Source organism: Ammoniphilus sp. YIM 78166 (assembly GCF_004522215.1).
GTDB lineage: Bacteria > Bacillota > Bacilli > Aneurinibacillales > RAOX-1 > YIM-78166.
Genome location: NZ_SDLR01000005.1, coordinates 612655 through 629825, shown reverse-complemented (window position 1 = coordinate 629825; position 17171 = coordinate 612655). Strand labels below are relative to the sequence as shown.

Annotated in this window: 21 protein-coding genes; 19 read left to right on the top strand and 2 right to left on the bottom strand. The window is 46.3% G+C overall.

Features of this window, described 5'->3' with window-relative positions; genetic code table 11:
• Window positions 1-83 precede the first annotated feature (83 nt).
• The 3 genes from EIZ58_RS24370 (at window position 84) to EIZ58_RS24360 (ending at window position 1784) form a co-directional block, all read left to right on the top strand.
• A complete protein-coding gene (locus EIZ58_RS24370; RefSeq protein WP_134703539.1) occupies window positions 84-752 on the top strand; it encodes a 3'-5' exonuclease in 669 nt (222 codons plus the stop codon).
• Window positions 753-815: 63 nt separating this feature from the next.
• A complete protein-coding gene (locus tag EIZ58_RS24365; RefSeq protein ID WP_134703538.1) occupies window positions 816-1202 on the top strand; it encodes a lecithin retinol acyltransferase family protein in 387 nt (128 codons plus the stop codon).
• Window positions 1203-1286: 84 nt separating this feature from the next.
• A complete protein-coding gene (locus tag EIZ58_RS24360) occupies window positions 1287-1784 on the top strand; it encodes an acyl-CoA thioesterase (protein ID WP_134703537.1) in 498 nt (165 codons plus the stop codon).
• A gap of 51 nt (window positions 1785-1835) precedes the next feature.
• On the opposite strand, the gene EIZ58_RS24355 is transcribed toward EIZ58_RS24360, so the two are convergent.
• Window positions 1836-2315 carry a CarD family transcriptional regulator gene (locus EIZ58_RS24355; RefSeq protein WP_134703536.1) on the bottom strand — a complete coding sequence of 160 codons (480 nt, stop codon included), beginning with the start codon at window positions 2313-2315 and terminating at the stop codon, window positions 1836-1838.
• A gap of 223 nt (window positions 2316-2538) precedes the next feature.
• Between EIZ58_RS24355 and EIZ58_RS24350 the strand changes: the two genes are divergently transcribed.
• Entirely contained in the window at window positions 2539-3531 is a 993-nt protein-coding gene (locus EIZ58_RS24350; protein WP_240689363.1) for a PstS family phosphate ABC transporter substrate-binding protein, read from the top strand.
• A gap of 51 nt (window positions 3532-3582) precedes the next feature.
• Here the strand turns inward: EIZ58_RS24350 and EIZ58_RS24345 are convergent, their stop codons facing one another.
• Window positions 3583-3885: a hypothetical protein gene (locus EIZ58_RS24345; protein WP_134703535.1), complete on the bottom strand. Its 303-nt coding sequence runs from the start codon at window positions 3883-3885 to the stop codon at window positions 3583-3585.
• A 95-nt stretch (window positions 3886-3980) separates the two neighbouring features.
• On the opposite strand from EIZ58_RS24345, the gene EIZ58_RS24340 reads away from it, so the two are divergent.
• The 15 genes from EIZ58_RS24340 to EIZ58_RS24270 all read left to right on the top strand — a co-directional run bounded on the left by EIZ58_RS24340 (window position 3981) and on the right by EIZ58_RS24270 (window position 17017).
• Entirely contained in the window at window positions 3981-4685 is a 705-nt protein-coding gene (locus EIZ58_RS24340; RefSeq protein ID WP_134703534.1) for a pirin family protein, read from the top strand.
• A 24-nt stretch (window positions 4686-4709) separates the two neighbouring features.
• The gene (locus tag EIZ58_RS24335) at window positions 4710-5702 is read left to right on the top strand and encodes an aldo/keto reductase (protein WP_134703533.1); all 993 of its coding nucleotides are present in this window, start codon (window positions 4710-4712) and stop codon (window positions 5700-5702) included.
• Between the two features lie 254 nt (window positions 5703-5956).
• Complete coding sequence (gene urtA, locus EIZ58_RS24330; protein WP_240689398.1) at window positions 5957-7165, top strand: urea ABC transporter substrate-binding protein; 1209 nt, start codon at window positions 5957-5959, stop codon at window positions 7163-7165.
• Window positions 7166-7234: 69 nt separating this feature from the next.
• Window positions 7235-8140 carry an urea ABC transporter permease subunit UrtB gene (gene urtB, locus EIZ58_RS24325; protein WP_134703531.1) on the top strand — a complete coding sequence of 302 codons (906 nt, stop codon included), beginning with the start codon at window positions 7235-7237 and terminating at the stop codon, window positions 8138-8140.
• 16 nt (window positions 8141-8156) lie between these two features.
• Window positions 8157-9248 (top strand): urea ABC transporter permease subunit UrtC, encoded by a 1092-nt coding sequence (gene urtC / locus EIZ58_RS24320; protein ID WP_134703530.1) that lies wholly within the window; start codon window positions 8157-8159, stop codon window positions 9246-9248.
• Complete coding sequence (urtD, locus tag EIZ58_RS24315; RefSeq protein WP_134703529.1) at window positions 9217-9975, top strand: urea ABC transporter ATP-binding protein UrtD; 759 nt, start codon at window positions 9217-9219, stop codon at window positions 9973-9975. Before urtC ends, urtD begins: the two co-directional genes overlap by 32 nt.
• On the top strand, window positions 9968-10669 hold the full coding sequence (gene urtE, locus EIZ58_RS24310; protein WP_134703528.1) for an urea ABC transporter ATP-binding subunit UrtE: 702 nt from the start codon (window positions 9968-9970) through the stop codon (window positions 10667-10669). The genes urtD and urtE overlap by 8 nt, the downstream gene beginning before the upstream one ends.
• 21 nt (window positions 10670-10690) lie before the next feature.
• Window positions 10691-10993: an urease subunit gamma gene (locus EIZ58_RS24305; protein ID WP_134703527.1), complete on the top strand. Its 303-nt coding sequence runs from the start codon at window positions 10691-10693 to the stop codon at window positions 10991-10993.
• Between the two features lie 16 nt (window positions 10994-11009).
• Entirely contained in the window at window positions 11010-11342 is a 333-nt protein-coding gene (locus EIZ58_RS24300) for an urease subunit beta (RefSeq protein WP_134703526.1), read from the top strand.
• A complete protein-coding gene (gene ureC, locus EIZ58_RS24295; protein WP_134703525.1) occupies window positions 11332-13044 on the top strand; it encodes an urease subunit alpha in 1713 nt (570 codons plus the stop codon). The genes EIZ58_RS24300 and ureC overlap by 11 nt, the downstream gene beginning before the upstream one ends.
• Window positions 13045-13056: 12 nt before the next feature.
• The gene (gene ureE, locus EIZ58_RS24290) at window positions 13057-13503 is read left to right on the top strand and encodes an urease accessory protein UreE (RefSeq protein WP_134703524.1); all 447 of its coding nucleotides are present in this window, start codon (window positions 13057-13059) and stop codon (window positions 13501-13503) included.
• Complete coding sequence (locus EIZ58_RS24285) at window positions 13496-14182, top strand: urease accessory protein UreF (protein WP_134703523.1); 687 nt, start codon at window positions 13496-13498, stop codon at window positions 14180-14182. The genes ureE and EIZ58_RS24285 overlap by 8 nt, the downstream gene beginning before the upstream one ends.
• Window positions 14183-14209: 27 nt before the next feature.
• Entirely contained in the window at window positions 14210-14821 is a 612-nt protein-coding gene (gene ureG / locus EIZ58_RS24280) for an urease accessory protein UreG (protein ID WP_134703522.1), read from the top strand.
• 1 nt (window position 14822) lies between these two features.
• Entirely contained in the window at window positions 14823-15641 is an 819-nt protein-coding gene (locus tag EIZ58_RS24275; RefSeq protein ID WP_134703521.1) for an urease accessory protein UreD, read from the top strand.
• Window positions 15642-15775: 134 nt separating this feature from the next.
• The gene (locus EIZ58_RS24270; protein WP_167577932.1) at window positions 15776-17017 is read left to right on the top strand and encodes an ATP-binding protein; all 1242 of its coding nucleotides are present in this window, start codon (window positions 15776-15778) and stop codon (window positions 17015-17017) included.
• Window positions 17018-17171 lie beyond the last annotated feature (154 nt).

Here is a 17171-nt window from a genome sequence, read left to right as displayed (position 1 = left end):
CATCTGGGTATGGACCAAATTTTGCCTATACTGATAAAACCCTATGTTTAAAGGGAAAATAAGAGATAAACCACCAGCAAAGGATGATTGTTTTGAATGCTGTTGTATTCGATTTGGAGCTCGTTAAACGATATAGAAAAGGCCAATTAAGTGAAATCGTGGAAATTGGCGCGTGCAAGGTCGATTTAAAGTCGGGGACGATAACGGATCAATTTCAAATTTATATCAAACCCAAGAGTGGGTATGTGGCGAAGAGTACAAGGAAATTTATCAACATGACGAAGGAAGATCTAAAGCAAGCTGTCACCTTTAAAGAGGGGGTGGAGCGTTTTTCCAAATGGCTAGGGGATGGGTATTACCTCTGTTCATGGGGGAGAGACGATCGTCTTCATTTTATTAACGAATGCTTGCGCAATCGGATGCGCCTGGATTGGCTGATAAACTATAACGATATTCAACAGCAGATTGGCAAGTTATTAGGCATAACAAAAAATCAAGTGGGTCTAAAAACAGCATTAGATCTCGCTGGAATAGAACCAAAGGGAATAGCCCATAGGGGGATCGATGACGCGGTCAATACAGCGGAATTATTAATTAGATATCTAAGCGAAGTTAAATTGCAGAAAAACGCCCTCACGTCAAAGGAAATCGCCCAGCATAAAAGAGCCCAGCGGCTTCGCCAGCAAGAAAACCGCAGTCACCCCAAAAATCCACCGGAGAGAGGACGCATGAAACCGAAAGATAGCGCTTAGAAACTACATGAATTCATGATAGAATATCACTATCAGTGAAGTAGATAGATGGGGAAAAGTGAAATGAAAATTTTTGCTTGGTTAAGGGGTCAAAAAGAGAAAAAGATTGTGCCTCAGGTTGTTGACGCCCCTCCCCTTCCTCCCTCTGATTATTGCATAGCTGATCACTTGGTCGTAACACGATTAGGGAATTCTCATCATGGTCTTTACTCTGGTGAGGGAAGGGTGATTTTTTATAACTATTACTCTGGGGTTATTGTAGAGGCCGGTTTACAAGACTATGCAAAAGGAAATGCCATTAAAGTCGTCTACAGTCCAGTGAGTTTTAAGAACTCTACGGTCATGGAACGGGCAAGAAGTAGGATCGGGGAACGGGAGCATAATCTTTACCATAATAACAATTACAGCGAACAATTTGTAAGATGGGCACGAGGAGGAGGGTTATGGTAACTCTTCTTTTTTTTCGGCAAGAATCTCCATTTTAGTAGAGAGTATGGTAGAATGGTTGAAATCTCGCGAAAGGAAGATTTGAAAATGGAAGCCAAATCAATGAAGGAATCAAGATGTATTAAGATCAGCAATGTGTTTCCACCAGATACCAATAACCACAATACTTTATTTGGTGGGAAGCTGATGAGCATGATTGATGACATCGCGTCACTTGCTGCGAAGAGACATTCGAGAAAGGATGTTGTAACGGCCTCCACCGATTCTGTTGACTTTTTGCGACCGATTCATGCTGGTAACTCTGTATCTTTAGAAAGCTATGTAACTTTTACCGGTAGAACCTCAATGGAAGTTTTTGTGAAGGTTGTGACTGAGGATTTAAAGACAGGAGAAAAAAATATTGCAGCAACCAGCTTCTTAACGTTTGTTGCTTTGGATGATCAGGGGAATCCGGCGGAGATTCCGAGTATTTTCCCAGAAACAGAAGAAGAAAGGAAGCTTCACAGCTCCGGTCCTAGTCGTGCGCTTCGACGCAAAGAAAGAAGAAAGGCGAGTAGTGAATGGGCTCAGGATCTAACCCTATAAAAACGAAGAGGGTGTCCTCGCTGTACTTAGCAGGGGACACCCTCTTAATAGTTAATTATTGATTACCTTATCAAGCAAATGGGTGGCTTGCTCTCGTTCAATGCCTTTGACGAGAATCATTTCGCTGATGAGAATTTGTCTGGCTGTATTCAACATCATTTTATCGCCTGCGCCCAGGTTTTTTTGTTTGCCAATGCGTGAAAGATCTCGGATAACCTCAGCTCCTTCATAGATATCGCCGGTCTTCATTTTATTCATGTATATCCGTTGACGATGCAGAGGATTGCCGATAGTCTGAGATTCTCCATCATGAAAATAAGTCAGCACATTTTCCATGATATCGGCATCTACCACTTCACGGATTCCTAAATCAGTTGTTTTATTCTTAGGGATCATCACTTGCATATCTTTGAGAGGTATATTCATGACATAGTAAAGCTGCTTTTCTCCAAGGATTTCCTTTTCCTCGATGGCCTCAATCACAGCAGCACCATGCATTGGATAAAAAACTTTATCTCCAATCTCAAACATAAATCCACCTCCTCATATAATCACAACTTTTCAATTATAACACAAAAATGATTAAAAGTTAATATTTTAACATGATATTTTATTTTGTGTCAATCCATTTTTGGCACCGTTTTCATTGGGGTTACTTAACGCTTTTTTTACACTCGCTTTATTAAATTTCAACAAATGACGTGTATAGTTAGTCCTGTACCAAAAAAATAAATCGAGTGGGGTGCGAAACATCGTGAAAAAGATCAGGAAGGCAAGTAGTCTCGTAACGACGTTAGTACTAGCAGTTGCATTAATGACAGGTTGCGGAGGAAGCAGTCAGCCATCCAATGCACAACAAAATGGAGAACAACAGCAAGCTGGAAGCGAGAGCCAGCCTGAAAATAAACTAAGTGGTAGTGTTGTTGTCGACGGCTCTTCCACTGTTTTCCCGATTACCGAAGCGGTAGCGGAAGAATTCCTGAAGGTTCACCCAGAAGTACGAACCACGGTGGGGGTATCCGGAACTGGCGGAGGCTTTAAGAAGTTTGTAGCTGGTGAGACAGACATTAACGATTCTTCTAGACCCATTAAGAAAGAAGAAGCCGAATTAGCGAAGCAAAACGGAATTGAGTGGGTTGAGCTTCCAATTGCCTTTGATGGATTGTCTGTTGTTGTGAATCCGGCTAACGATTGGGTGGATCATTTAACGGCTGAAGAATTAAAGTTAATTTGGAACCCGGAGAGCACCGTAAAGAACTGGTCTGATGTGCGTCCTGAATGGCCAAACGAACCAATCAAACTCTATGGACCGGGTACAGATTCCGGAACGTTTGATTACTTCACAGAAGCGATCATGGGAAAATCCGGACAGAGCCGTGCCGACTATACAGCTTCTGAGGATGACCATGTATTAGTTCAAGGGGTTTCTCAAGATAAATATTCTTTAGGCTACTTTGGTTTTGCTTACTATGTGGAGAACAAGGACAAGATGAAGATCGTGCCAATCAAAGCCAATGCGGATGCTCAAGCCATAGTGCCAACGCCTGAAAGCATCAATGACGGATCCTATACTCCGCTGTCTCGTCCGATGTTTATCCATGTAAATACCAAGGCTATGGCTGAAAAGCCACAAGTAAAGGCTTTTGTTGAATTTTATTTAGAAAATGTGCCTGAGCTTTCCGAGACTGTTGGCTATATTAAACTTCCGGATAATATGTATCAAGAAGCGGTTAAGTTGATTCAATAACCGACAAAGAAATAGACGCACCTTCGCCACAGGGTGCGTCTTTTGCCCATTTTAGACAGGGTAATCGATCTTGGAGTTGGCGTAAATGGTTAAGCGCTTGGTGGCGTGGTCATACTCCACGGAACCATCTCGCGTGTAGTACCAAGACTTTTGATTGGCCTGACCTTGTGCGACTTCAAAGATGTTCAGTTCATCACGATGCTTCAAAATATCGTGGGCTAAGTGATCATCCGGCACATGAATATGAAATTCCCAGCAACCGTCCTTTTCCACGATTTCGTAGCTAGCCTGGTGCAATTTCGTATCCAGAAATAATTTTCCACCTACGGTATGACGAATATACAGATGATTCATGGGTGCCCCTCCTATTCTTCAAGGAACTTGACAAAGCTAAGTATAGCACATTAAGATACTTACATAAAGTTAGTTATCTGGAAAGGGGAAAGGATATGATTAAACTATACCCTGCTGCTTCGAGGTATTCTGCCAATCATGGTTGGCTGCAATGTAATTTCAGCTTTTCTTTTGCCGATTATCATGATCCCACGAATATGAACTTTGGTCCCTTGCGTGTATTTAATGATGATTTCATTCAACCGGGGGAAGGCTTTGGCACCCATCCACACCGCGACATGGAAATTGTAACCTTTGCCTTGAAAGGTCAATTACAGCACAAGGATAACACCGGCGGGGAAGAGGTGCTTCGACCGGGTGAAGTTCAGCGTATGACGGCGGGGACGGGAATCTTGCATTCGGAGATTAATTCATCCCCAGATGAGGTGGCCAATACGCTGCAGCTCTGGTTTTTGCCATGGGAAAAAGGGCTCAAGCCATCCTATGAACAAAAAGCCTATAATGTAGAAGCAACGAAAAATCAACTGCTCCCTGTGGTGTCTAGCCGGATTAAGTCGGACGAGATTACCTATATCCACCAGGATTTGACCATTTTTATGGCTTCACTCGAAGCAGGAAACACTATCACCTTTCAGCAAGAGGTAGGCAGAAAAATCTACCTTTTTGTGACAGAGGGTCAACTGGAGCTAAACGGGGAGTATACGTTGAATAATCGTGACGCAGCCAGGATTACAGACCTAACGGAACTTACTATCCGTTCCCATGCAGGCGCATCCTTTATGCTGATGGATCTGCCCTAAACGTACATAATTGAGGAGGTTAACATGGAATACCGGAAATTAGGAAAAAGCGGTCTCGTGGTTTCCGAGCTTTGCTTAGGGACGATGACCTTTGGAAGAGAAGCGGACAAGGAAGAGTCTTTGAAAATGGTGGATTCATTTCTAGGGCAAGGTGGGAACTTCATTGACACCGCGGATGTGTATAACCGAGGGGTGGCGGAGGAGATCGTGGGAGAGGCGATCCAAAGCAGAAGATCGGAAGTGGTGTTGGCGACCAAGGTACGAATGAAGGTCGGACCGCATCCGAATGATGTTGGCTATTCCCGCAGACGGATCATGGAAGGAGTAGAGGCCAGCCTTCGCCGACTGAAGACGGACTATATTGATCTGTATCAATTGCACGTATGGGATCATATTACGCCGATCGAAGAGACGTTAAGAACGCTTGATGATCTTGTGTCTTCCGGAAAAGTCCGATACATCGGCTGCTCCAACTTTTTGGCTTGGCAGATGATGAAGGCTCTTGGCATCAGCGATTTCCGTAATTATGTCCGGTTCATCTCGATCCAGCCACAGTACAGCCTTGTCAATCGCGAGATGGACAGGGAAGTCATTCCTTTGTGTTTAGAAGAAGAAGTCGGCATTTTGCCATGGGCTCCGCTTGGCGGCGGTTTTCTGACCGGCAAGTATGAACCAGGGGATGCCCCTTCCTTTGGACGTTTTTCCATGGGCTTTACTGGAGAGTATGATTGGGAAAATAAAGCGCTAAGGAAGAATTTTGAGATCTTGGACAAAGTCAAGTCGATCGCGGCAGCCAATCAAAAAACGCCGGCCCAAGTCGCGTTGAACTGGTTACTGGAGCGAGAGGGCGTTACTTCTCCGATCTTTGGGGCTTCCACCATGGAACAGCTCGAAGAAAATATGGGCAGCGTGGGCTGGAGACTAAGTCAGGAACACTGGAACGAGCTTCATGAGACGAGCAAGCTGCCATCGGAATACCCGCAACGCTTTTTAGAAAAGTTCCGACGTCAAGTTTAATAAAAACGACTTTAAAGGTTGATTGCCTTTGAAGTCGTTTTTTTGTTTCAAAAAACGATGTAAGATTATGTAACACAAACTTAACTGATTTTGGAGAGAGTGGCTATAATTAAAAAATGTTAGTGAATATTACATAACTGTATAAAGGTGGAAGGGGGAGTTGGAAGATTATTTTTCAAGCTGGATGAATGTTAACAAAGATAAAGGGGGCTTCTACATTGTTAAAGGTAGTCAAAAACCGAATTGCACTTTCTATGCTCACCATTTCCCTTTTGCTGACGGCTTGTGGAGGGAAGGAGCCAGCATCCAATGCAGGAAGCTCAGAGCCAGCGGCACCCGCAGATACAGTAAAAGTTGGGATTCTTCACTCACTAAGCGGGACGATGTCGATCAGTGAGGTCTCCTTGAAGGATGCTGAGTTAATGGCGATTGAGGAAATCAATGAGGCCGGCGGCGTATTGGGCAAAAAAATTGAGCCTATTATCGAAGATGGAGCATCGGATTGGCCAACGTTCGCCGAGAAGGCGAAAAAGCTTTTACAAAAAGATCAGGTAGCGACCATCTTTGGCGGATGGACTTCTGCAAGCCGGAAAGCCATGCTGCCCGTTGTGGAGCAACAAAATGGACTGCTGTGGTACCCGGTTCAATACGAAGGAATGGAATCATCCCCTAATATCTTTTACACCGGGGCGACCACCAATCAGCAAATTGTTCCTGCTGTCACCTGGTTACTTGAGAATAAAGGAAAGAAGTTCTTTTTAATTGGGTCGGACTATGTTTTCCCTAGAACCGCTAATAAAATCATCAAGGCCCAGTTGGATGCGGAAGGCGGAGAACTGTTGGCAGAAGAATATACGCCGCTTGGTCATACGGACTACAATACGCTGATTAGTAAGATTAAGAGTGCCAAGCCCGATGTGGTTTTTAACACCTTGAATGGGGATAGTAATGTCGCTTTTTTCAAGCAATTAAAGGATGCAGGGATTACGCCTGACCAGTTGACGGTATTGTCTGTCAGTATCGCTGAGGAAGAGATTCGCGGGATTGGCGGAGATATTCTGGCAGGACACTTAGCCGCTTGGAACTACTTCCAAACCACAGATACTCCAGAAAACAAGGCCTTCGTAGAGAAGTATAAAGCCAAATATGGTCAGGACCGTGTCACCGACGATCCGATTGAAGCAGCCTACAATGCCGTTCATCTTTGGGCAGCTGCGGTAAACAAGGCTGGATCGTTTGAAGTGGATAAGGTGAAAGAAGCGGCTCCTGGCATTGAATTTAACGCACCAGGCGGAACCATCAAGATTGAAGGAGCCAATCAGCATGTATGGAAAACCGTTCGCATTGGAGAGATTCAGGCAGACGGTCAGTTTAAAGAGCTTTGGAACTCTGGTGAGGCGGTAAAGCCAGATCCTTACCTAGAGAGCTACCCATGGGGAAGCGGCCTTAGCCAAACAAAGTAGATAAAAAGGAAAGAGGGATATGGGGTCCCTCTTTCTCCTGATTAAGATAGGAAAGGAAGGTCAGAAACGATGGAAACGATCCTTACTCAAGTTTTTAATGGTATCAGCCTAGGTTCCATCATGCTGCTGATCGCATTGGGGCTAGCCATTACGTTTGGACTGATGAATGTGATCAATATGGCTCATGGAGAGCTGATTATGGTGGGTGCGTATATGACGTATGTTACCCAGATCATCTTTTCGCAATATTTACCCTCCTCCTTATTCGGAGCTTACTTCCTCGTTGCTATTCCCATTGCTTTTATCGTTGCTGCACTCATCGGACTTTTATTAGAACGTTACTTAATTCGCTATTTATATGGCCGTCCGTTAGATAGCTTACTCGCTACATGGGGTATCAGTTTAATATTGCAGCAGGTGGCCCGCAGCATTTTCGGTGCGTCGAATGTCGCCATCACTTCCCCAGAGTGGCTCAATGGAGGGCTGACGGTCATGGGAACCGTCACGTTCCCCTATAAGCGATTATTTATTTTATTTCTTGTTTTTTCCTGTCTCGCAGCCTTGTATCTGTACTTGTACCGAACTACAGCAGGACGTCGCATGCAGGCGGTCACCTTGAACCGAGGGATGGCTTCATGCTTAGGAATATCCACCCGAAAGGTGGATGCTTATGCGTTTGGCCTAGGATCGGGCCTTGCAGGGGTTGCCGGTTGTGCTTTAACGTTGATCGGTCCTATCGGGCCCATGATTGGATCCTATTATATTGTAGACTCCTTCATGGTCGTGGTCTTGGGTGGTGTCGGAAAATTAATCGGTACGGTGGCGGGAGGATTAAGCATGGGCTTACTTGGTACCTTCTTCGAATACACTACCAGCGCTACACTAGCTAAGGTCCTTGTTTTCACCCTGATTATTGCTTTTTTGCAATGGAAGCCATCCGGCATTGTCAGCGTGAGAACAAGAACATTAGATTAACAGGGGGAAACAGAACATGAACCGAGTATTTTCGTTTGGCTCTCGTGGTCAATGGTTGGCTTACGCTGCTGTGGTGTTGGTGCTTATGCATGCCCCGCTGTTCTTATCTGAATTCCGATTGAACCTATTAGGGAAGTTTTTATCCTTTGCCATTCTCGCGATCGGAATCTCGATGATCTGGGGGTATACGGGCATTCTGAGTCTGGGGCATGGTGTGTATTTTGGGCTAGGAGCGTATTGCATGGCCATGTACCTGAAGCTCGAATCGTCAGGAGGACGGCTACCTGACTTCATGGAATGGAGCGGTCTTACGGAATTGCCGTGGTTCTGGAAACCGTTCAGCAGCTCCATTTTTGCCTTAGCGGCTGCGGTTATTGTTCCTGTTGCACTCGCAGCGCTTTTAGGGTATTTAACCTTCCGCAATCGAATTCGCGGCGTTTATTTTTCTATTATTTCGCAAGCACTGGTGATTATTTTCGTGACCCTCTTTATCGGTAAGCAAGAATTAACCGGCGGAACCAATGGATTGACGAACTTTTCGACCCTGTGGGGGTTACCCATCGCGTCGACTGATGTTCAAAGAGGAATTTATTGGATCACGCTCGCCACCCTTGCTGTGTTATTTGTTTGCTGTTCTTGGCTCATTCACAGCCGGCTGGGCCGGGTGCTAATCGCCATTCGCGACGGGGAGAATCGAGTTCGTTTTACCGGCTTTAATCCTACTGTCTATAAAGTTTTTGTGTACTGCTTATCGGCGGCGTTGGCTGGAATCGCCGGTGTTCTCTTCGTTTTGCAGGTTGGCATTATTTCTCCTGCGATGATGGGCATTATCCCGTCGATTGAAATGGTGCTATGGGTAGCTGTAGGTGGACGACAATCGCTGAGCGGTGCCGTGCTTGGAGCGGTTTTAACGAACAGTGCCAAAAGTTATTTTAGTGAATCCTATCCGGAGATTTGGTCCATTTTCCTAGGTGCTTTGTTTGTGATTATCGTTTTGTTCCTACCTAACGGCATAGTTGGAATGGTAGAGAAATTGAGGGATAAGTTTTCACTGAAAAGAGAAGGGAGATCGAAGGATGAAAAATCAGCCCATACTGTCGTGTCGTGATGTAGTTGTGGATTTTGACGGCTTCAAGGCGATTCAAGGGGTTAATTTAACGATAGAAACGGGTGAAATTCGCTTTTTGATCGGACCCAATGGAGCAGGAAAAACGACGATGCTGGATGTGATTTGCGGGAAAACCAAGGCAGCCAGCGGGCAGATCCAATTTAAAGATCACCCGGATATTAGCGGCAGTCAAGAGCATGAAATCGTCAACTTAGGTATCGCGAGAAAATTTCAGGCCCCCTCTATTTTTTCTAATTTGACCGTATCCGAAAACCTCGAGCTGGCCCTCAAACAAGATCGCGGTTTATGGTCTCTTCTCCGCGCCAAATTAGGAGGGGCTGAGAGGGATAAGATGTGGGCGGTGATGGAGCAAACGGGGCTTCTGTATCACCGTGACGAGAAGGCAGGCTTATTATCTCATGGACAGAAACAGTGGTTGGAAATTGGCATGCAGCTCATGCAGGAGCCCGAGCTGTTGCTTCTTGATGAACCCATCGCCGGGATGACGGGAGTAGAGCGAGAAAAAACAGGGGAACTCATCCATGAAATTGCGGCATCTTGCTCGGTCGTGGTTGTCGAACATGACATGGATTTTGTTCGCCAATTTTCTAAGACGGTGACCGTGATGCATGAAGGCCAGATCCTCTGCGAAGGAACGATGGACGAAATTCAACAGAATCCTATGGTAGCAGAGGTCTATTTAGGAAGGAGGAAGGACCATGCTTAACATCTCTCAACTGGATGTCGGTTATGACGAGAGCATGGTATTGCGCGACATTGATCTAAGGGTCGAACCCGGAACCGTGGTGGCTCTACTGGGACGCAATGGGGTGGGAAAGACGACCCTGCTCAAAAGCATGATGGGATTGCGCCCTCCCCAAAAAGGGTCCATTCACTTCATGGGAGAGGAGATTACTTCTCTCCGGCCAGAGGAACGGGCCAAACGAGGTATCGGGTATGTGCCTCAGGGGCGAGACATTTTTTCGACGATGACCGTAGAGGAAAATCTCTTGCTAGGTCTGGAGGCTTTGCCTGGAAAACAACCGAACGGGACCATTCCAGAAGAAGTTTTCGATATGTTTCCGATTCTGCGGGAAATGCTTCATCGCAAGGGCGGGGATCTGAGCGGCGGACAACAGCAGCAGCTCGCCATTGCCAGAGCGTTAATTGGTAAACCCAAGCTGCTGCTGCTTGATGAACCAATGGAAGGCATTCAGCCTTCCATCGTGATGCTGATCGTGGACGTGATTAAACGGATTGCTGCGAGCAAAACGGTTTCTATTGTCCTTGTTGAACATAGCCTAGACTTGGCGCTAGAGTGTGCCGATTATTATTATGTTTTGGATAAAGCTCAGATTGTAGCGGAAGGTACAGCGGCAGATTTGAACCAGCAGGCCATTACGCAGCACCTCGTCGTTTAATAGTTGGAAGGAGTAAAAAGTATGAAATTATCCCCTCGAGAACAAGAAAAGCTACTGATCGTGGTAGCGGCCGATCTGGCCCGCCGCCGCAAAGAACGCGGATTGAAGCTGAACTATCCCGAAGCGGTAGCCATCATTACCTATGAAATAATGGAAGGTGCGCGGGACGGAAAGTCCGTGGCCGAATTAATGAGAGACGGTACCCAAATTTTAACGAGAGAAGATGTTATGGAAGGGATCGCTGACATGATTCCTGATATCCAGGTGGAAGCCACCTTCCCGGATGGAACCAAGCTGGTCACTGTCCATGAACCAATACGGTAAGAAAGGAGAAGAAAGCATGATTCCTGGAGAATATCGCTTAAGAAAAGAAGAAATTACCTGCAATGCAGGAAAAGCTGCCATCACGTTGTCCGTCCTCAATCGTGGTGACCGGCCGGTGCAAGTGGGCTCGCATTTTCACTTTTTTGAGGTGAACGCAGGGTTGGAGTTTGCAAGAGATCAGGCCTTTGGCATGCGTTTAAATATTCCAGCGGGCACGGCCGTTCGGTTTGAGCCAGGCGATGCTAAGGAAATTGAGCTGGTGCCATTTTCGGGTCGGCGAGAAGTGTATGGTTTAAATAATCGAACGGATGGACCATTGGACGGAGGGAAAAACCACCATGAGCTTTAAAATGTCAAGAAAGCAGTATGCCGATATGTTCGGTCCTACGACCGGAGATGCGATTCGGCTAGCCGATACCGAGTTATTCATTGAAATTGAAAAGGATTATACGGTCTATGGAGATGAGGTAAAGTTCGGCGGAGGAAAAGTCATTCGCGATGGCATGGGGCAGCATCCTTTAGCTACTCGGGCAGAGGGCGCGCTTGATCTGGTTTTGACCAATGCGGTGGTGGTCGATTATACAGGGATCTACAAAGCCGATATTGGCATCCGCGATGGCCGGATTGCTGGGATTGGAAAAGCGGGAAATCCTTTGCTGATGGACCATGTCGATTTGGTGATCGGCGCTTCAACGGAAGTGATTGCGGCAGAAGGAAAGATTGTCACTGCAGGCGGAATCGATGCCCATATCCATTTTATTTGCCCACAGCAAGTGGAAACCGCGCTCGCGTCAGGAGTTACCACGATGATTGGCGGGGGTACAGGTCCTGCGACCGGGACGAATGCCACGACATGCACACCAGGAGAATGGAATATCCATCGCATGCTGGAGGCGGCGGAAGCTTTTCCTATGAATCTAGGGTTCTTGGGGAAGGGAAATGCTTCAGCGGAAGAGCCTTTAAAGGAACAGATTCGGGCAGGGGCGATTGGACTCAAGCTGCACGAGGATTGGGGAACCACGGCCTCTGCCATTGATCATTGTCTTCACGTGGCGGATCAATATGATGTGCAGGTTGCGATCCACACCGATACGCTAAATGAAGGGGGATTTGTTGAAGACACCCTGGCAGCGATTAATGGCCGGGTCATCCATACCTATCATACCGAAGGAGCGGGAGGCGGGCATGCTCCAGACATTATCAAAGTGGCCAGCTACCCGCATATTTTGCCTTCTTCGACGAATCCCACTCGTCCTTATACCAAGAATACGCTTGATGAGCACTTGGACATGCTGATGGTCTGTCATCACCTGGATCCGGATGTGCCGGAGGATATTGCCTTTGCAGATTCCCGGATTCGAAAAGAAACCATTGCTGCCGAAGATATTTTGCATGATTTAGGGGTCTTTAGCATGATTAGCTCGGACTCCCAAGCGATGGGACGGGTCGGGGAAGTCATTACTCGTACGTGGCAGACCGCGGACAAGATGAAAAAGCAAAGAGGCAAGCTTCCGGAAGACACAGGGGTCGGAGATAACTTCCGAGTGAAGCGGTATGTGGCTAAGTACACGATTAATCCGGCCTTCACTCATGGAATTGCCGATGAGGTAGGCTCAGTCGAAGTGGGAAAATTAGCCGACTTGGTGCTGTGGGATCCCGCTTTCTTTGGGGTGAAGCCCGATCTCATGTTGAAGGGCGGGTTGATCGCCCACAGCTTGATGGGGGACCCCAATGCGTCGATTCCAACACCTCAGCCTGTTTTATATCGACCGATGTTTGCTTCGTTCGGTCAGGCAAGATACAAGACCTCCGTAACCTTCCTGTCTCAGGCCGCGATTGAGGAAGGCGTTCCGGAAAAATTAGGTTTAAAAAAGATGATTAAGCCCGTTAAAGGGATTCGCAAGTTATCTAAACGAGACATGAAATTCAACGGGGAAACCCCTTCCATTGAAGTGGATCCACAAACATACGAAGTTAAGGTGGAGGGGGAACTCATCACCTGCGAGCCTGTCGATATCGTACCGATGGCACAGAGATATTTTTTATTTTAGGGGGAGAAGAACGTGATTATTGAACGCATCGTAGGAAACCTAGCAGAGGTAGATTGCACAAAACGGCATATGGAAAAGGTTTACTTGGCTAGTGATGATCTCGTGAAGCGAATTCAACGAGTCACTACTGACCACGGTAAGGAAATTGGGATCCGTCTAAAGGAACCTAAAGATCTACTGGATGGAGATATTCTTTATATGGATGAACGAAACGTCATCGCCATCCAAGTTCGAGCAGACGATTTGTTGGTCATTCGCCCCACCTCCATCCGACAAATGGGCGAAATTGCTCACCAATTAGGCAATCGGCATTTGCCTGCACAGTTCGAGGGGGAAGAAATGCTGGTGCAATATGATTATCTAGTGGAGGAGTTGCTTTTACAGTTGGGGATTCCTTATGAGCGATCGAACCGAACGGTGAAGCAGGCGTTCCGCCATATCGGACATCACCATGGATAGGCCATTACTGACGCTTTTGCAACTTTGTGATTCTAACTTCCCATCTGGGGCGTTTTCTCATTCTTTTGGTCTCGAAACGTATATCCAAGAGGAGGCAGTCGTCAGCAGAGATTCGTTTGGCATGTGGTTGAGGGCTTATCTGTCAAGACAACTGGTGTACACAGACGGATTAGGGTGCCGTTTGGCTTATGAAGCGTTGGAACAAGGAGTAGTTGCAGAGCTCTGGTCCTTGGATGAGCAGTTGACCGTGCAAAACATTCCGCGTGAATCTCGTGAAGCTAGCAGAAGAATGGGGGAACGGCTCGTAAGGCTGGGATGGGATCTGTTCCAGATTCCGTTGCTCGAAGAATATCTGAAGCGAATCAAAGCAAAGGCGTCGTATGGTCATCCTTCCGTCGCATTTGCCATCATTGCCCATCATGTAGATATTGCGAGAGAACAGGCGCTCTTAGCTTTTCTTTATTCAAATCTAGCATCCCTCGTTCAAAATGGAGTCCGCGGGATTCCTTTAGGCCAAACCGATGGACAGCGGCTGCTGCTAGAGCTGCAGCCTAAATTACTAGAAGCTGTTCGAAAGATTGAGCTGCTGGATAAAGAGGACCTTGGGGCGGTATCTCCTGGGCTGGAATTGGCCCAGATGCGCCATGAGCGTCTTCATGTCCGGCTGTTTATGTCTTAAATATAGAAAAGGAAGGATATGAGGAGAATGGAACCCATTCGTATTGGTATAGGAGGTCCGGTGGGAGCCGGCAAAACGATGTTAGTGGAACGGTTAACAAGAAAGATGCATCAGGAATGGGACATGGCGGTGGTAACCAACGATATTTACACCAAAGAAGATGCCCAGTTTCTGATTAAAAATAGCGTCCTGCCTGCCGATCGCATTATCGGAGTGGAGACCGGCGGGTGCCCGCATACAGCCATCCGGGAAGATGCTTCGATGAACTTCGCGGCGATCGAGGAATTAAAGGAAAGGCATCCTGATCTCGATATCATCTTCGTGGAAAGCGGCGGAGACAACCTAGCAGCCACCTTCAGCCCGGAGTTGGTTGACTTTTCCATTTATATTATTGATGTAGCCCAAGGCGAAAAAATACCCCGTAAAGGGGGGCAAGGGATGATTAAGTCCGATCTCTTTATTATTAACAAGATTGACTTAGCACCCTATGTAGGGGCGAGTCTTGAGGTCATGGAAGCAGACACCAAGGTGGCGCGGGGAACAAAGCCCTCCATCTTTACGAACCTAAAAGAAGACACCGGTCTTGATCAGGTTGTAGACTGGATTAAGAAAAACGCCCTGCTGGTGGGCTTGAATTAGGATGAAGGGTTGGACCGGTTATTTAAAAGCAAGTTGTGAGAAAAAAGGACAGAGAACGATTTTGAAAGATTCCTACTATGAAGGGGCCTACAAGATTACCCGCCCCGTCTATCTGGATCAAACCGGCCAGGCTTGCCTGTATGTGATGAACCCTGGCGGTGGTTATGTGGACGGAGATACTTATCACATGGAAGTGGAACTGGAAGAAGGGGCTGAGGTTCTTCTTACGACGCAATCTTCAACTAAAATTTATAAGACAATGAAGCAGCCTGTTCTTCAATCGATGGAGGTGCATCTGGGGCAGGGGAGTCTTCTCGAGTATTTTCCGGATCCGGTCATTGCTTATCAACATGCGAAATTCAAGCAAGAGTTGGTGGTTCGGATGGAGAAACGAGCTGCTTTTATTGGTAGTGATATTTTTACGCCTGGGTGGGCTCCAGATGGCTCCTTGTTTCGCTATGACTTGCTTCAATCACGGATGAAGGTGTTGATCGAGGATAGGCTCGTCCTGCATGATTTGCTTCGCCTCGAACCAGATAGTGAAATCCACGGCCTAGGGAATATGGAAGGTTATACGCACTTAGGCTCGATGATCGTGATCCAGGAGTCAATGGATCAGGGGTGTGTGGATGAAATCTATGAGATACTATCCTCTTTATCCGGGATTCGAGTGGGAATCAGTTTGCTAGGTGTGCCGGGCGTGGTAATTCGGGTTATGGGACATCGGACGCAAGATATTGAAGCCGCCTTTGGGCGATGCAGTGGGTGGATAAGGGAAAATAAGTTTAATAGGGAAAAACTTTTTTTAAGAAAATATTAAGTCTGACAGTAAGACTCTCTACTCGGGAGTCTTTTTTTTCAGTATGGTTCAACTTGGAGCTATATTTTTATACCCCTTATACATTATTATAGGTATATACAGAGAGTACAGTGTTTGAGATGGAGAGGATTCGTTTGGCCGGTACAGAACAATTACTTCTGAATATATTAATTATTGTGTTATCTATACTTATTTATTTTTCACTAGGGCCCCAATACAAGTACAAAAAGGCAGTGGCTGTTTTATTGCCTGGAACAGCGATGCTCCTGTGCATGACCTTTCCGTTTAATGTATTAGGAGGCTATAAGTACGATCTGCGCGTCATTCCCTTATTGCTTGGCATACTATACGGAGGGTACGCCAGCGGCATTCTGCTCAGTACGGTGATGATTGGTTATCGATACTATCTAGGAGGACCAGGATTTATCTTAACGTTATATTCCTTCCCTCCAGTTATTTTGCTGGCATTCGCCCTGCTTAGAAGATTTGACCAAATGCAGAGTAAAACGAGATATTTAGTCGGAAGTGGATTGGCGCTATTATGGGCGTTTATTTGTACTCTAATCTCGTTTTTTGGGTCTAAGGGAGTTCCCGTTACGCAGGAAAACATTTTATTTTATGTTGCTTTTTGCTTTCTTCATGCCTTAGCTATGTGGATGTGCATGTATCTCATGGAAACCTTGAGAGAGAATGAACAGATGAAGGTAGAAATCCAGAGAACGGAAAAGTTAAATGCACTTAGTCATTTAGCGGCGTCGATTGCCCATGAAGTTCGAAATCCTCTAACCGTCGTCAGAGGTTTCATGCAACTATTAAAAGAAAAGAAAACCGATGAATCCGAACAAAGATATATCCGCTTGATGATCGATGAATTAGATCGAGCAGAGGAAATTATTCATAACTTCCTTACCCTGGCCAAGCCACAAAATGAAGATGTAAAATGCTTCGATGCGGCCGTTGAAGTACGCCATGTGGTGAGCGTAGCTTCCGCTTACGCTTCTCTGCGAAATGTGGAAATCCAATTAGATCTAGGCGCTCCCTTAATGATTAAAGGTAACCCCGCAAAATTTAGTCAGGTATTGCTAAATATCATTAAAAACGGAATTGAAGCCATGCCGAAAGGTGGGACCCTTCAGATTATCGGACTGCAGGAAGAAAACTCAGCTATTATCGACGTCATCGATATGGGAGTAGGAATGACGCAGCAGGAAGTTAACCGCCTAGGAACCCCATTTTTCTCCTCCAAAAGCGAGGGTACTGGGCTGGGGCTATTAACTAGTTTTCGTATCGTCCAAATGATGAATGGAACCATAAAAGTGACGAGCAAAAAAGGCAAGGGAACCCATTTTTCCATTCGCATCCCTATGGCTTCTTAGAGTGGGAGGAGGGGGATCGTCAACGCAGGTAGGTCATAATGCCCTGAAATCTGATTCTCTAGCTGTTCCTCTAAAGCCTGCTGAAGCCCCGATTAGGGCACCAAAGTCGAGGTTTGATGCCCTCCAAACGTGCCGCGGCCCGGATCAGGGCACC

Excerpts from the sequence above, each read along its gene's own strand:
- EIZ58_RS24370 (WP_134703539.1), top strand. The coding sequence starts at position 84 with ATGATTGTTTTGAATGCTGTTGTATTCGATTTGGAGCTCGTTAAACGA.
- EIZ58_RS24365 (WP_134703538.1), top strand. The coding sequence starts at position 816 with ATGAAAATTTTTGCTTGGTTAAGGGGTCAAAAAGAGAAAAAGATTGTG.
- EIZ58_RS24360 (WP_134703537.1), top strand. The coding sequence starts at position 1,287 with ATGGAAGCCAAATCAATGAAGGAATCAAGATGTATTAAGATCAGCAAT.
- EIZ58_RS24355 (WP_134703536.1), bottom strand. The coding sequence starts at position 2,315 with ATGTTTGAGATTGGAGATAAAGTTTTTTATCCAATGCATGGTGCTGCT.
- EIZ58_RS24345 (WP_134703535.1), bottom strand. The coding sequence starts at position 3,885 with ATGAATCATCTGTATATTCGTCATACCGTAGGTGGAAAATTATTTCTG.
- EIZ58_RS24340 (WP_134703534.1), top strand. The coding sequence starts at position 3,981 with ATGATTAAACTATACCCTGCTGCTTCGAGGTATTCTGCCAATCATGGT.
- EIZ58_RS24335 (WP_134703533.1), top strand. The coding sequence starts at position 4,710 with ATGGAATACCGGAAATTAGGAAAAAGCGGTCTCGTGGTTTCCGAGCTT.
- urtA (WP_240689398.1), top strand. The coding sequence starts at position 5,957 with ATGCTCACCATTTCCCTTTTGCTGACGGCTTGTGGAGGGAAGGAGCCA.
- urtB (WP_134703531.1), top strand. The coding sequence starts at position 7,235 with ATGGAAACGATCCTTACTCAAGTTTTTAATGGTATCAGCCTAGGTTCC.
- urtC (WP_134703530.1), top strand. The coding sequence starts at position 8,157 with ATGAACCGAGTATTTTCGTTTGGCTCTCGTGGTCAATGGTTGGCTTAC.
- urtD (WP_134703529.1), top strand. The coding sequence starts at position 9,217 with ATGAAAAATCAGCCCATACTGTCGTGTCGTGATGTAGTTGTGGATTTT.
- urtE (WP_134703528.1), top strand. The coding sequence starts at position 9,968 with ATGCTTAACATCTCTCAACTGGATGTCGGTTATGACGAGAGCATGGTA.
- EIZ58_RS24305 (WP_134703527.1), top strand. The coding sequence starts at position 10,691 with ATGAAATTATCCCCTCGAGAACAAGAAAAGCTACTGATCGTGGTAGCG.
- EIZ58_RS24300 (WP_134703526.1), top strand. The coding sequence starts at position 11,010 with ATGATTCCTGGAGAATATCGCTTAAGAAAAGAAGAAATTACCTGCAAT.
- ureC (WP_134703525.1), top strand. The coding sequence starts at position 11,332 with ATGAGCTTTAAAATGTCAAGAAAGCAGTATGCCGATATGTTCGGTCCT.
- EIZ58_RS24285 (WP_134703523.1), top strand. The coding sequence starts at position 13,496 with ATGGATAGGCCATTACTGACGCTTTTGCAACTTTGTGATTCTAACTTC.
- ureG (WP_134703522.1), top strand. The coding sequence starts at position 14,210 with ATGGAACCCATTCGTATTGGTATAGGAGGTCCGGTGGGAGCCGGCAAA.
- EIZ58_RS24275 (WP_134703521.1), top strand. The coding sequence starts at position 14,823 with ATGAAGGGTTGGACCGGTTATTTAAAAGCAAGTTGTGAGAAAAAAGGA.